Raw genomic sequence first — 14,083 nt, 5'->3', positions numbered from 1 at the left:
ATAGCATTGGTTAAAAATTTTCGGTGGTTTTATTGTCAATTCTCTGTAGATTTTCTCGTTCTAATCTCGTATAGACAAGATTACAGAATCATATTCTATAAGTTGTCTGACTTGACTTTCTTGATGGAAATTATATAATAGTTGTAATAAAAATAATTACAACGAGAAAAGAGAACCATTTATGACCTATGAATACAAGAGCCACATTTATTTAGCAGAGGCAGTTTTAAATGTAAAGGATTTGGCAAGTCAAACAGCCTTTTATCAGCAAGTTATTGGTTTAGAAATCTTATTTCAAACTGAGACAGAGGTCGTTCTGGGACTTGAAGGAAAAGCCTTGGTACACTTGATTCAAGCACAAGAGAGAGGTGAAGTAAGGGAACATTATGGTCTTTACCATCTGGCTATTCTTTTGCCGACACGCAAGGCTTTGGCAGATGTCTTGAAACACCTGACAGATTTACAGATTCCTCTAGTCGGCGGTGCAGACCATGGTTACAGTGAGGCCCTTTATTTGGAGGATTTGGAGGGAAATGGCATTGAACTCTATCGAGATAAGCCGGTTTCTACATGGGATATTCGAGAAGACGGTCGTATTATAGGGGTCACTGAGGTCCTTGCGGCACAGGATATCTATGAGTTGGGGGAAAGAGTAGAGCCCTTTACTTTAGCAGAGGGTACGAGAATGGGGCATATCCATTTGTCCGTCAAGGATAGTCGAAAGTCCAGCCAGTTTTATCAAAAGGTGTTAGGGCTAGAGGATAAATTCAGTGTGCCTAGCGCTAGTTGGATTGCGGCTGGGGACTATCATCATCATTTAGCGGTCAATGAATGGGGAGGAAAAGGCCTAGCTCCGCGTAAGCAAGGCTTGCCAGGTTTGGCCTACTATGTCATCGAAGTCGCACATAAAGAAGAACTGTTAACGATTGCCCAGCGAGCACAAGAAGTTGATGCACCAATCAAGTGGCTGACATCGAGCCAGTTGGAAATCATAGACCAAGATGGAATTGTGATTCGTATTCGTTTAGCAAGGTAAAACTAGAAAACTCTAGTAAATTATCAGTATGGTTAGTTTACTTTTTGAAAAGTCTTTGATAACAGAACTGCGTGAGCTGGATGGGCGAGAATTTTGACAAAGAAGATGATTAGAGATATAATGAAGAAAAATCGAGCAAGGAAAAAAAATGACAAACTCAAAGTATATTACTCGTTTGAAACGTTCAGAGGGCCAGTTGCGTGGGATTCAAAAGATGATTGAAGAAGATCGTGATTGTGCTGATATTGTGACGCAACTGACAGCCGTGAAATCTAGTGTGGAGCGCGTGATTGAGATGATAATTACGGAAAACCTTACTGAATGTATCAATCAGCCACTAGATGATCCTGAAGCTCAAAAGGAACGCCTAGAAAAGGCCATCCGATACTTGATTAAACGGAAATAAAGAGATGAGAGTTGCAAAGATCTCTGCTAGTAGAATAGTTTAATGTGAATCAAGAGAGGCTGGAAAAAGTCTTTAAAATAAAAGAACGCATACTATCAGGTGTTGAAAGCCTTGATAGTATGCGTTTTATTGTGGGGAAATTTACTTCATTTTCTCCTGAAGTTGAGTTTTTGCCCAGCTCCTTTTGATTATTCTACTTGACCTGGCCAAGCATTCATGCCACCTTCTACATTGGTAACAGTGAGGCCTTGGGCGCTGAGAAATTGGCAGGCAGAGGCAGAACGTACTCCTCCTTGACAGATGACATGGTATGTACGGTCAGAATTGAGTTCTTTGTAGCCCTGCTCTAAGGTACTTAACGGAAGATTTTTGGCACCTGGTGCATGTCCTGCTTGGAATTCATGTGCTTCACGGACATCGATAAGCTCTAAATTTTCATTTTGATATTTTTCATAAAAGTCAGCCATACTGATACTAGTTTCCATATTCTACTCCTTCTGGGTTAGCCATTTTGTATAGTGAATAAGCGCCGTCAAGGTTTTGTACGGTAAATCCTGCTTGCTTGAGGATACGCTCTGCGATATAGCTGCGCAAACCACTGTGGCAGCTGACGATGTAGGCCTGGTTCTTGTCCAGTTCATTCAAGCGTTCCCGTAGTTCGTTTAGGGGGATGTGTATAGTGTCTACCTTAAGTCGACCACTTTGAAGTTCGCCACTTGTCCGCACATCTAGGAATTTCTTACCCTTAGCTAGTTCGTCTTCGAGCTGATACCATTGAATATTGTCGCTGAGACCTTCGACAAGGTTTAAGGCTGCGTAGCCCAGCATATTGACGGGATCCTTGGCAGAACCAAATGGTGGCGCATAGGTAAACTCTAACTCTGGTAAGTCAAAGACGGTGAGATTTCCCTTGATAGCAGTTGCCAGGATATCGATGCGCTTGTCAACGCCTTTCTTACCAACTCCTTGGGCACCGTAGATTTTTCCAGTGTTTGGGTTAAAGAGGAGCTTCAAGGTCATATCAGTAGCGCCTGGATAATAACCAGCATGGTCTTTACCGCTGACATGAAGGGGCTTGTAAGGAAGTTGATTCATGCTAAGGATACGCTCGCTGAGCCCAGTCGAAGCAGCTGTCATATCAAAGGCACGAACGATAGCAGTGCCGATACTTCCCTTGTTTGTACGTTCTAGTCCTGCGATGACGTCTGCCACTTGGCGTCCCTGACGATTGGCAGGAGAAGCGAGAGAGATGAGGGCATCTTGGCCTGTGATTTCTTGCTTGACAATGATAGCGTCACCGACAGCATAAATATCTTTTTGACTGGTTTCGTAATGTTCATCGACTAGGATACCACCACGAAGTCCCAGTTCAATCCCCGCAGCTTTTGCCAGTCCGTTTTCAGGTTCAACACCGACAGAAAGGATGGTGAGGTCAGAAGTGATCTTTTGCCCGTTTTCGAGAACGATGATTTTTCCTTGGTCTTCAAATCGAATCGCAGACTGAGAAGTGATAACGCGAACACCGTTTTTAACCAATTCTGCTTGGACAAAGGCTGCCATTTCTTGATCTAATGGTGGCAAGACATGGGGTGCTTTCTCAACAATAGTAACTTGCAGGCCACGTTTTGCCAGATTTTCAGCCATTTCAAGCCCGATAAAGCCTGCACCAATAACGACAGCTTCTTTTGGATAATTGTCCAAGGCTGCCATAATTTCATCGAGATCGGGAACATTGCGGAGCGTGTAGGCATTCTTAGCTTCTGCCAAGCCTTCAATGGTAGGAACAAATGGTTTAGCTCCTGGGGAGAGGATCAACTTGTCGTAGCTTTCTGTGAATTCCTGTCCATTGTGTCGTACAGTCACAGTGTGCTCTGCTGGCGAAATGCTGATGACCTCATGGAAAGGACGAACATCCAGATTAAAGCGTGCCTTGAGACTTTCAGGAGTTTGAACCAATAAATTATCACGGTTTGCAATTTCTCCTGAAACATAGTAAGGAAGCCCGCAGTTTGCAAAGGATACAAAGGGACCTTTTTCAAAAATAGTGATTTCAGCGTCTTCCATGAGACGTCTGAGGCGGGTTGCTGCTGACATTCCGCCTGCAACTCCCCCGACAATGATAATTTTCATTGATTTTCTCCTTTATGCTTCTAGATGATTTTTCCTGTCCAAGCGCTCATACCACCTCGGACATTGATGACATCATAGCCTTTTTTCTTTAGCTTTTTAGCAGCCATCTTACTACGCATACCAGAATGACAAATGACATAAAGTGTTTCTTTTGTCGCTGGTGTATAAGATCCGATTTCGGATAGAGGGACATTCTTGGCATTTTTGATATGGCCTCTACGAAATTCCATCGGCGTCCGAACATCCAGTAGCTGAATTGGTTCCTTGAGTTTGGCTTCTAACTCGCTGGTAGAAATACTGTCAATTTTTGTAAATAAGTGAAACATAGACACCTCCAAATATACCCTTATAGGGTATATTAAACCATGAAGTCAAGCTTTTGTCAAACAAGTTGTTTTGAGTTGGGTATATTAGATTTTTTTAGGATTTGATCGCTTAAATTATGATATAATAAAAATATCAAAAGAACTTTGGTTGATACTTAAGAAAACTCTATGAACCGAAGATGCAAGGAGAAATTATGCATAAAAAACCACACACACACACACACATATATATATATATATAATTTCGCGAATAGCTAAGTTTTTTAATGTTTTATTTATACGTATACCTGTTACTTTTGTGGCAGGCTTTTTGCGTACCATAAGCATGAAGGAGGTGGCTCATGCTTAAGGATATTCGGATGGAAAATCAAGCCATCACATCTAAATCAGCCTTTCTCAAGGAGTTGAAGAGTAAACTTCCAGATTTCTTTGTAGGCGAAAGCTTTGATATGGACAAATTTAAGAGAAGTCTAGCTAAGGAGAGTATTCAAACGGAGTTGTCTTCTGGCTACCAACTAGATTTTGTCGGGAAGAACTATGCAAAAAAACAAACAGGAGAGCTTTCAGAAACGGTAGTTGTTCCTAATATCAAGCATAATGAAGAGATGATTCATCAGAACAGCCGCAATCTCTTTTTTACGGGGGATAATTTGGAAGTTCTGCGCCATTTGCAAGCTGGTTATGAAAACAGCATCGATGTCATCTATATTGACCCACCCTATAATACAGGCTCGGATGGTTTTGTCTATCCAGACAGTTTTTCTCATAGCGATGAAAGTCTCAAAGCTATGTTTGGTATGGATGAGGAGGGACTTTCTCGGCTTAAGTCTATTCAAGGTCGTGCTACACACTCAGCTTGGCTAACCTTTATGTACCCAAGACTCTGGCTAGCAAAACGTCTTCTTAAGGATACAGGTGTTATTTTTGTCTCTATCGATGATAATGAACAAGCTAATCTAAAGTTACTTCTGGACGAGATATTTGGAGAAGGACAGTTTGTGGGAACGATTATTCACCAGAGAGCTAAAGGAGGAGGACAAGCTAAGTATGTTGTAAAAGGACATGATATTGTAAATGTATACTCAAAAAATATTAGTAAAATGAAACCTCTACTGAAGCCTAAAAATATTCAGTCTGAAACAATTACTATTGATGGTGTAGAATATATCAAGAATGACGATATTTATCGTAAAACTTTTGGTAAGTATGAAAAAGGAACGGAGCGACGCCTGTTTTATGAGGAAGCGTTAGAGCTAAAAGGACAAAAATTTAAAGATGAACTCGATCGAAAGATAAATGCAGGTGAGGTTTTTCTTGAGAAACGTAGTGATGGGAATCATATTATGTATAGTTTGACTCCTATTACCGAAGCATTTTCAAAAACATATTCAATTATAAAAGCGTTATCTGAGGAAGGTAGAAATAGGCTAGATGAACTTAATTTAGCGGAAGTATTTTCTTATCCAAAGTCTGTAAATTTGATTAAGTCGTTTATTAATTATCAATTTGATAAATCTGCCACTGTTCTAGACTTTTTCGCCGGTTCTGCAACAACAGCTGATGCAGTTATGCAGTTAAATGCTGAGGACGGAGGAAATCGTCGCTATATCATGGTACAGTTGGATCAACCGACTTTTACGACAAACTCTGATGGAACAGAAATTCCTGCAAAAGGAGCAGAAGCTGCCTATAAGGCTGGTTATCGCTATATCGACCAAATTTCTCGTGAACGGATAAAACGTGCGAGTGCTAAAATTCTTGAGAGAAATCCTAGTTTTCCTAACTTTGATGGTGGATTTAAGCATTATCAAGTAGTCAAGCCTGATCAGAAATTGTTGGAAGACTTGGATACGTATGATATTGAGACAGGAACTTTTATGGATGGATCTGGACAAATTAACTTGATCGGCGAAGATTATTTTGACGACATGTTGACACCTTTTTCAGCAGATTATCTGGGAGTTGAGGGGGGAGCTTTAGCTTACGAGACCATTTTGACAACTTGGAAGTTATCAGATGGATATGCAGTTGATAAGAAAGAAAATTATCTTGACCTTGCTGGTTACCCTGCTATCCAACTGGATAATCGTTTATATTTGATTGAACAGGGCTGGACAGAAGAGCAGACAAAAGTATTAGTCAATCTTCTTGGTAGGCGCGAGCTGGAAGTTCAGACTATCATTCTATATGGTTATAGTTTTGAGATGACAGCCCTGCGTGAGCTTGAGTTAGCCTTGTCCAGTCTGGACAAGGTAGTTAAGTTGATAAAGAATTATTAGGAGGTCGTCATGAAACTATTTCTAGAAGAACTGCCCCATCAAGAAGAAGCTTTAAAAGCTATTATGGATGCATTTCCAAAGATTGATGATTGTAGTACGGATCCCGATATCAACTATGTCTATGCTAATCCTCTTCTCTATGGACGCTATGATGAGAAGAAATTTTTAGATGTCAAGATGGAGACAGGAACTGGTAAGACCTATGTATATACCAGACTTCTCTATGAGCTTCACAAGGAGAGAGGACTTTTTAAATTTATTATTGTCGTACCGAGTCCCGCTATCAAAGAGGGAACCAGACATTTTATCCAGTCGGATTATGCTAAACAGCACTTTTCTCAACATTACAGTAACGTTCGTATTGATCTCAATGTCATCAATGCAGGAGACTTTAAAGTGAAAAGTGGTCGCAAAAACTTTCCAGCTCAACTGACAAGTTTTATAGAAGGCTCAAGGCTCAATAGCAATACGATTCAAGTTCTTCTAGTCAATGCAGATATGCTACGATCGTCTTCTATGACGAGTAACAAATACGATCAGACCCTTTTGTCTAACATCACACAGCCCATTGCAGCCCTTGAAAGAACGCGTCCAGTTGTTATTATAGACGAACCGCATCGTTTTCCCACTGACGGCAAAAATTATCAAGCGGTAACCAGTCTCAAGCCTCAAATGATTGTTCGCTTTGGAGCTACATTTCCTGAGGTGAAAGTAAAAAATGGTCAAGTAGGACAAAAGAAACACTATTATCAAGACCAACCAGTATATAACTTGACTGCTGTCAAGTCCTTTAATCAAGGACTTGTAAAGGGGATTGATATTTCTTATCCTAAATTGACTAAAGAGGAAAGCCAAAATATATGGAAGGTAGTAGGCGAAAAAGCGAAGGAGTTGACGCTGAAAAAAGGCAATTTGACAAGGACGCTAGCGGTCGGAGATAATCTTGCTGATGTTGATTCTGCTTTTGAGGGGGATGTTTTTTATGCAGGTTCCAAAGTGCTCAGTAATGGATTAGAATTGGCTGATGGGATGATGCTCATGCCTCACACCTTTGCTAACTCTTATCAGGAACTTATGATAGAAGATGCTATTGATAAGCACTTTATAAAGGAATGGGAACTTTTTAGTCGTCCGAATAATCAACCTAAAATTAAGGCTCTAACCCTTTTTTTCATTGACTCTATTGCCTCTTATCGAAAGAAGGATGGCTGGTTGCGTTTGACTTTTGAGCGTCTGCTTTTGGCGAAATTGCAAAGCAGGATAGCAGACATAGAAAAAATGTCAGATGCTATCAGTAAAGATTATTTAGGCTACCTTAAAGCAAGTCTATGTGACTTGCAGGCTGATACTCAGTCCATTCATGCAGGCTATTTCGGAGAAGATCGTGGTTCAAGTGCCGATGATATCCAAGCAGAAGTTGATGATATTCTTCATAATAAAACCAAGCTATTGTCTTTTAAAGATGGTGAAGGAAATTGGCTAACTAGACGCTTCCTCTTTTCAAAGTGGACGCTTCGTGAAGGATGGGATAACCCTAATGTTTTTGTTATTTGCAAACTTCGCACTTCCGGATCTGAAAATTCGAAGATTCAAGAAGTAGGTCGAGGACTTCGTCTTCCAGTTGATGAGAAGGGACGCCGTGTCACACAAGACGAATTTGTCTCTCGGTTGGATTTCCTCATTGGATATGATGAGAGAGATTTTGCCCAAAAATTAATTGGAGAAATCAACAACGACGCTCCAATTGAATTTAATAGAGAAAGATTAGATGAGCAAACGATTCGGTTGATTCTTAGCCATTATTCGGATTTGACGGAGAATGTCCTCAAAAATCAGTTGGGACAGAATGGAATTATTGATTTTTCTATGACTTATCAAGAGGGAGGATGGGAGAAATTATGCCAGTTGTATCCTATCCTGACAGAACAGCAACTGAGAGGCGATAAGGTTCGTAATAGTAATGAGACAAGGCCTGTTACGCATGTTAAATTAAATCAAGACAACTGGAAACAGGTGAAAGAACTTTGGAGAGATTTTTCGAAGCGACGTATGATAGTTTTTGATGATGGAGCTGTTGATATATCACAACTTATGGATCAGATATTTTTAGATGAGACGTACTATGTTGTTGAATATTTTGGTATGATAAGGGAAAGTCTGGTAGCAGAGGATAGTGAAGTTACTAGTTCAACGGAGACAGCTAGTTATAGCCATGCGCGAGCTGGTATGGCGTATGGAGTCTTCCTCAAAAAGCTGGTACAGGAAACGAATTTACCTATTACAGCATTACATAGGCGGCTCTTAAAAGTATTGAAAAAAATTAGAAATGATAATATTCTAAATAATGAGACCTTGAAAAATTTGGTTAAAGCCTTTAAATGTGCTTTTGAGAAGAGTTATAGCACAGCTTATCGCTATGAAAGTTTGGATTTTCAAGCTATTACAACACTTTATGATGCTACAACGGATAGTTTTGTAAATGAAATTATTATTGGAAATTTAGGTACAAAAGAGTTGACTGAGGTTGGGAGGGAAGAACGATATCTTTACGACCGTCCACCCGTTTACTATGATAGTGAGAATCCAGAGAAAAAACTTCTTCAGCATCACTATGATAAGACAGTAACAGTATTCGGAAAACTTCCTAAATCTGCTATTCGTATTCCAAAATATATGGGTGGAACAACTAGTCCTGATTTTGTTTTTGTAATTGAAGGTACTCAAAATAAGATTATTTATCTTTTTGTAGAAACTAAGGCAGATAATATGCGAGACACTGATAAATTAGCTATTGATATTCAAGAGTATTTTTTTAATTCCTTGGGAAATCAAAATATTGTTTATCAGGTGGCAACGGATGAAGAGCAAGTTTATCAGAAATTGCGAGAACTTGGCATGAAGCACTAATCTTGATTATGATTTTGATGTTCTACAGCATCATGTAAACAATGGATTGTGATTGATATAGACAAAACGAACGATTTCTATTCTCAAAAATATTTAAGCGAGCGTTGCTAGTGCCATGGGTAAGATATGTTGATCAGGCTATTCTTGACCTTTCAAAGGCTTTTTGATATGATGGGCTCCAAAGTAAGTATGAGGTGATACAATGACCAGTGAATACCAGAAAATGATAGCGGGAGAGGTTTACCGTCCATCGGACCCAGAATTGCGGGCCTTGGCTCAGGCTTCTCGCCAAAAACAGGCTGCTTTTAACGAGGAAGAAGATCCCTTGAAGGGGGCGGAGATTATCAAGGATTGGTTTGGTTCAACTGGGCAAAATCTTTATATCAATCCACGCCTGGTAGTCGATTATGGAGTCAACATCCATCTAGGGGAAAATTTTTATTCTAATTGGAACTTGACCATGCTGGATGTTTGTCCGATTCGCATCGGGGACAATGCTATGATTGGTCCCAACTGTCAGTTCTTGACTCCTCTCCATCCATTGGACCCGCAGGAACGTAATTCAGGTGTGGAATACGGCAAGCCTATTACTATCGGAGACAATTTCTGGGCTGGAGGTGGTGTTATTGTCCTTCCTGGAGTGACACTGGGCAATAATGTTGTTGCTGGAGCAGGGGCTGTAATCACTAAGTCCTTTGGCGACAACGTTGTCCTAGCTGGAAATCCTGCGCGCGTGATTAAGGAGATACCTGTGAAATAGAAGTAAAAAGGAACAGCGGAGGTTGTTTCTTTTTTGTAGGTTTCATCATCTTTTACCCAGCCCACATTTACCTACTCTATATCTTAGCAAGTCTGTTTCATTGATTAATTTAAAAGCATCTCGTAAGTGGGATGCTTTTTTCTCCTCAGTTCATCAACCCCCTCCTTGACACTCTGTCAGCTTTTGATACAATAGTACAAAATTAGAGGAGGTGGGTTATGATTCAGAAACATGCGATTCCTATTTTAGAGTTTGACGACAATCCTCAGGCGGTCATCATGCCCAATCACGAGGGGCTGGACTTGCACTTGCCCAAGAAGTGTGTCTATGCTTTTTTAGGTGAGGAGATTGACTGCTATGCGAGGGAAGTAGGGGCGGATTGTGTCGGCGAATTCGTTTCAGCCACCAAGACCTATCCAGTCTATGTCGTGAACTACAAGGGCGAGGAAATTTGTCTGGCTCAGGCTCCTGTTGGTTCCGCTCCAGCAGCCCAGTTTATGGATTGGTTGATTGGCTATGGTGTGGAGCAGATTATTTCCACCGGTACTTGTGGTGTGCTAGCTGATATAGAGGAAAATGCCTTTCTAGTACCTGTTCGGGCTCTGCGAGATGAGGGAGCTAGTTACCACTATGCGGCACCTTCTCGTTATATGGAAATGCAGTCAGAGGCTATTGTTACTATTGAGCAAGTTTTGGAAGCCAGAGGGATTTCCTATGAAGAAGTCATGACATGGACGACAGACGGTTTTTATCGAGAAACGGCTGAAAAGGTGTCTTATCGTAAGGAAGAAGGATGTGCTGTTGTGGAGATGGAGTGTTCTGCGCTTGCGGCAGTAGCCCAACTGCGTGGGGTTCTCTGGGGAGAATTGTTGTTCACAGCTGATTCTTTAGCAGACTTGGATCAGTACGATAGTCGTGACTGGGGTTCAGAAACTTTCGAGAAGGCCTTGGAACTCTGCCTTGAGATTGCCTTTCAGTTCTAGCTACTCTTCTTCTTTTTATGGTACAATGGATGTATGTTATTTAAATTATTTGTGAAAAAAATTGAAAGAGCCTTGGGCGGACTTTCGCCAGCTCGTCGGATTTTTCTGAGTTTCGCTGGAGTTATTTTTATAGGTTCTCTTCTTTTGAGTTTGCCTTTTGTTCAGGCAAGTGGTTCTCAGGCTACTTATTTTGACCATCTCTTTACGACGGTGTCCATGGTCTGTGTGACTGGTCTTTTTACGCAACCAGTGGCTACTACCTATAATGTCTGGGGGCAGTTGATTTGTATGCTCTTGATACAGATTGGTGGTCTGGGGCTCATGACCTTTATCGGGATTTTTTATATCCAAGGCAAGCAAAAGCTTAGTCTGCGTAGTCGTGAAACCATTCAGGAGAGTTTTAGTTATGGGGAAAGTAAGTCTTTGAAGTCCTTTATGCGGTCTATCTTTTTGACGACTTTTCTGGTGGAGGGCTTGGGTGCCTTTCTACTAAGTTTCCGTTTTATTCCTGAGTTCGGCTGGGGAAGGGGCATTTTTACCTCCATCTTTTTAGCCATTTCAGCCTTTTGTAATGCTGGTTTTGATAATTTCGGCAGTAGCAGTTTAGTGGCTTTTCAGACGGATCCCTTGATCAATCTGGTCATTGCTGGTTTGATTATCACGGGTGGTCTCGGCTTTATGGTCTGGTTTGACTTAGCAACCCAGTTTGATAAGAAGAAAAAACGCCGTCTGCGTTTCCACACCAAGTTGGTTCTCTTCTTGACTGCAGGGATTTTGCTGTTTGGGACAGTATCTACACTCTTTACGGAATGGCACAATCCAGGAACCATTGGCAATCTCAGTGTTCCAGAGAAAGTGCTGGTTAGTTTTTTCCAAACTGTCAGTATGAGAACAGCTGGTTTTGCTTCTATTGATTACACCCAAGCTCGGCCTGTTACCTTGTTTATCTATATCTTACAGATGTTTCTCGGTGGGGCGCCAGGCGGGACCGCTGGGGGGCTCAAGATTACGACTTTCTTTGTCTTATTGGTTTTTGCGCGTAGTGAATTGCTGGGTTTACCTCATGCCAATGTTGCGCAGAGAACTATTGAGGCTCGAACAGTTCAAAAATCCTTTAGTGTCTTCATTATCTTTTTGATGACCTTCTTGTTGGGCTTGGTGTTGTTGGGAATTACGGCAGAAGGAACACCGCGATTTATCTACCTTATGTTTGAGACCATTTCAGCTCTTGCGACAGTTGGGGTAACGGCAAATCTGACACCAGAATTGGGCAAGCTAGCTCTCAGCATTGTCATGGTGCTCATGTTTATTGGCCGTATCGGTCCCTTGACCTTGCTGGTTAGTCTAGCGGATTACCAGCCTGATAAGAAAGATTTGATTCAGTATATGAAAGCAGATATTAGTATTGGATAAGAAAGGAAGAATGATGTCAGATCGTACGATTGGAATTTTAGGCTTGGGGATTTTCGGGAGTAGTGTCCTGATGGCCCTTGCCAAGCAAGATATGAATATCATTGCTATTGACGACCACGCCGAGCGTATCAATCAATTTGAGCCAGTTTTGGCGCGTGGAGTTGTGGGCGATATTACAGACGAGGAACTCCTCAGAACTGCAGGAATTGATACCTGTGATACGGTTGTAGTGGCAACAGGGGAAAATCTGGAATCGAGTGTGCTTGCAGTTATGCATTGTAAGAGTCTAGGGGTACCAAGGGTTATTGCCAAGGTCAAAAGCCAGACAGCTAAGAAGGTGCTAGAAAAAATCGGTGCTGACTCGGTGATTTCACCTGAGTATGAAATGGGGCAGTCTCTAGCGCAGACCATTCTCTTTCATAACAATGTTGATGTCTTTCAGCTGGATAAAAATGTGTCTATCGTGGAGATGAAAATTCCGAGTGTCTGGGCAGGTCAAAGCCTGAGCCAGCTAGATCTACGTGGCAAATACAACCTCAATGTCCTAGGATTTCGTGAACAAGAAAATTCACCCTTGGATGTCCAGTTTGGCCCTAATGATCTCTTGAGGGCAGATGCCTATATCTTGGCAGTAATAAATAACCAGTATCTAGATGACTTGGTAGAATTAAATTCGTAAAAAAATTAATATAAGTATTTTATAAGAGGGATTTAAGAAAAATTTTAACTTTTTCTTAATCCTTTTTAATTTTAGGAGATTATACTAGAGTCATCAAATAAAGAAAAACTCTAAGGAGAATCCTATGAAATTCAATCCAAATCAAAGATATACTCGTTGGTCTATCCGCCGTCTCAGTGTCGGTGTTGCCTCAGTTGTTGTGGCTAGTGGCTTCTTTATCCTAGTTGGTCAGCCAAGTTCTGTACGTGCCGATGTGGTCAATCCGACCCCTGCCCAAGTCGTGCCAGACGCTGCTTCGGTGAGTGAAAAGAGCGACTTACCAGCAGAGGTTCTCAAGAAAGCAGTTGATGTAGCTCTTCCTTCAGAACAGGTAGACTCAACACCCAAAGCAAGCTTGGATGCTACAAGCTCTCCAGAAAAAGTGAATGTTGCTGATAAAGACCAAGTGGTAGCGCCAAAAGAAGAAGTACAAGCAAAACCAGAATCTAAGAAAGAAACAGAAGATGCGGTTAAATCTGTGGAAAGTCCTGCAGCTACAGTTGCTGGACAAGACCGTGAAGCAAGTGAAGCGCAGCCAGCAACCACTCCAGCTGAAGTCCAAAAAGGTGTGGCCGACAACACTAAAGACACAGTAGATGTTCCAGCTACTTACTTGGACAAAGCGAACTTCCCAGGCCCATTCACAGCTGGTGTCAATCAAGTTATTCCATACGAATTTTTCGCCGGTGACGGTATGTTGACTCGTCTTATCTTGAAGGCCTCAGACAAGGCTCCATGGTCAGACAACGGTTCAGCTAAAAATCCTGCTCTTCCACCAGTAGAGAAATTGGGCAAAGGCCTTTACTTCTATGAAGTAGACTTGGCAGGAACTCAAGGCAAATCTGACAAAGAACTTCTTGACCTCTTAAAACAAAATGGCACTCAAAGTTACAAGGCAACTATCAAGGTATACGGTGCCAAAGATGGCAAGGCAGACTTGAGCAACCTCGTAGCGACTAAGGATTTGGATGTCAACTTGAATGGCTTGACCACCTCAGCTGAAGTGCAAAAAGGCGTAGCCGACAATACCAAAGATACAGTAGATGTCCCAGCTACTTACTTGGATAAAGCGAACTTCCCAGGCCCATTCACAGCTGGTGTCAATCAAGTTATTCCATACGAATT

General features: G+C 41.5%; 12 protein-coding genes. 9 read left to right on the top strand and 3 right to left on the bottom strand.

The genetic code is table 11. The features are described 5' to 3' along the window. The first annotated feature begins 181 nt into the window (after nucleotides 1–181). Together CBI42_RS09700 and CBI42_RS09695 are read left to right on the top strand one after the other, a co-directional pair. Complete coding sequence (locus CBI42_RS09700; protein WP_094753876.1) at nucleotides 182–1,036, top strand: VOC family protein; 855 nt, start codon at nucleotides 182–184, stop codon at nucleotides 1,034–1,036. Between the two features lie 148 nt (nucleotides 1,037–1,184). Then, nucleotides 1,185–1,442 (top strand): metal-sensitive transcriptional regulator, encoded by a 258-nt coding sequence (locus CBI42_RS09695; protein WP_000185159.1) that lies wholly within the window; start codon nucleotides 1,185–1,187, stop codon nucleotides 1,440–1,442. Between the two features lie 188 nt (nucleotides 1,443–1,630). Here CBI42_RS09695 and CBI42_RS09690 read toward each other — a convergent pair whose 3' ends face one another. From CBI42_RS09690 to CBI42_RS09680, 3 genes are read right to left on the bottom strand one after another with little or no spacing between them, the layout of a single operon-like run. After that, entirely contained in the window at nucleotides 1,631–1,927 is a 297-nt protein-coding gene (locus CBI42_RS09690) for a rhodanese-like domain-containing protein (RefSeq protein ID WP_042749802.1), read from the bottom strand. After that, nucleotides 1,917–3,572: an FAD-dependent oxidoreductase gene (locus CBI42_RS09685; protein ID WP_094753875.1), complete on the bottom strand. Its 1,656-nt coding sequence runs from the start codon at nucleotides 3,570–3,572 to the stop codon at nucleotides 1,917–1,919. Before CBI42_RS09685 ends, CBI42_RS09690 begins: the two co-directional genes overlap by 11 nt. Before the next feature lie 20 nt (nucleotides 3,573–3,592). After that, entirely contained in the window at nucleotides 3,593–3,898 is a 306-nt protein-coding gene (locus CBI42_RS09680) for a rhodanese-like domain-containing protein (protein WP_094753874.1), read from the bottom strand. A 341-nt stretch (nucleotides 3,899–4,239) separates the two neighbouring features. Here CBI42_RS09680 and CBI42_RS09675 point away from each other — a divergent pair, with 341 nt between their 5' ends. From CBI42_RS09675 to CBI42_RS09645, 7 genes are all read left to right on the top strand, one after another. Then, nucleotides 4,240–6,177: a site-specific DNA-methyltransferase gene (locus CBI42_RS09675; protein WP_049552380.1), complete on the top strand. Its 1,938-nt coding sequence runs from the start codon at nucleotides 4,240–4,242 to the stop codon at nucleotides 6,175–6,177. 9 nt (nucleotides 6,178–6,186) lie between these two features. Next, nucleotides 6,187–9,084, top strand: coding sequence for a type III restriction-modification system endonuclease (locus CBI42_RS09670; protein WP_094753873.1), 2,898 nt, complete (start codon nucleotides 6,187–6,189; stop codon nucleotides 9,082–9,084). Between the two features lie 202 nt (nucleotides 9,085–9,286). Then, a complete protein-coding gene (locus CBI42_RS09665) occupies nucleotides 9,287–9,844 on the top strand; it encodes a sugar O-acetyltransferase (protein ID WP_094753872.1) in 558 nt (185 codons plus the stop codon). Between the two features lie 218 nt (nucleotides 9,845–10,062). Next, entirely contained in the window at nucleotides 10,063–10,827 is a 765-nt protein-coding gene (locus tag CBI42_RS09660) for a nucleoside phosphorylase (RefSeq protein WP_049492690.1), read from the top strand. A gap of 33 nt (nucleotides 10,828–10,860) precedes the next feature. Then, complete coding sequence (locus tag CBI42_RS09655) at nucleotides 10,861–12,240, top strand: TrkH family potassium uptake protein (protein WP_049510873.1); 1,380 nt, start codon at nucleotides 10,861–10,863, stop codon at nucleotides 12,238–12,240. 13 nt (nucleotides 12,241–12,253) lie between these two features. Beyond that, nucleotides 12,254–12,919 carry a potassium channel family protein gene (locus CBI42_RS09650; protein WP_049544547.1) on the top strand — a complete coding sequence of 222 codons (666 nt, stop codon included), beginning with the start codon at nucleotides 12,254–12,256 and terminating at the stop codon, nucleotides 12,917–12,919. Between the two features lie 124 nt (nucleotides 12,920–13,043). Further along, nucleotides 13,044–14,083 (top strand): SSURE domain-containing protein (locus CBI42_RS09645; RefSeq protein ID WP_142294096.1); only part of this gene is annotated, 1,040 nt, incomplete at its 3' end.

This window comes from Streptococcus sp. KR (assembly GCF_002238115.1).
GTDB lineage: Bacteria > Bacillota > Bacilli > Lactobacillales > Streptococcaceae > Streptococcus.
Note: the sequence above shows the minus strand (reverse complement) of the source record. Positions and strands in the feature narration are given on the sequence as shown.

Excerpts from the sequence above, each read along its gene's own strand:
- CBI42_RS09675 (WP_049552380.1), top strand. The coding sequence starts at position 4,240 with ATGCTTAAGGATATTCGGATGGAAAATCAAGCCATCACATCTAAATCA.
- CBI42_RS09650 (WP_049544547.1), top strand. The coding sequence starts at position 12,254 with ATGTCAGATCGTACGATTGGAATTTTAGGCTTGGGGATTTTCGGGAGT.
- CBI42_RS09695 (WP_000185159.1), top strand. The coding sequence starts at position 1,185 with ATGACAAACTCAAAGTATATTACTCGTTTGAAACGTTCAGAGGGCCAG.
- CBI42_RS09680 (WP_094753874.1), bottom strand. The coding sequence starts at position 3,898 with ATGTTTCACTTATTTACAAAAATTGACAGTATTTCTACCAGCGAGTTA.
- CBI42_RS09655 (WP_049510873.1), top strand. The coding sequence starts at position 10,861 with ATGTTATTTAAATTATTTGTGAAAAAAATTGAAAGAGCCTTGGGCGGA.
- CBI42_RS09660 (WP_049492690.1), top strand. The coding sequence starts at position 10,063 with ATGATTCAGAAACATGCGATTCCTATTTTAGAGTTTGACGACAATCCT.
- CBI42_RS09685 (WP_094753875.1), bottom strand. The coding sequence starts at position 3,572 with ATGAAAATTATCATTGTCGGGGGAGTTGCAGGCGGAATGTCAGCAGCA.
- CBI42_RS09665 (WP_094753872.1), top strand. The coding sequence starts at position 9,287 with ATGACCAGTGAATACCAGAAAATGATAGCGGGAGAGGTTTACCGTCCA.
- CBI42_RS09690 (WP_042749802.1), bottom strand. The coding sequence starts at position 1,927 with ATGGAAACTAGTATCAGTATGGCTGACTTTTATGAAAAATATCAAAAT.
- CBI42_RS09700 (WP_094753876.1), top strand. The coding sequence starts at position 182 with ATGACCTATGAATACAAGAGCCACATTTATTTAGCAGAGGCAGTTTTA.
- CBI42_RS09670 (WP_094753873.1), top strand. The coding sequence starts at position 6,187 with ATGAAACTATTTCTAGAAGAACTGCCCCATCAAGAAGAAGCTTTAAAA.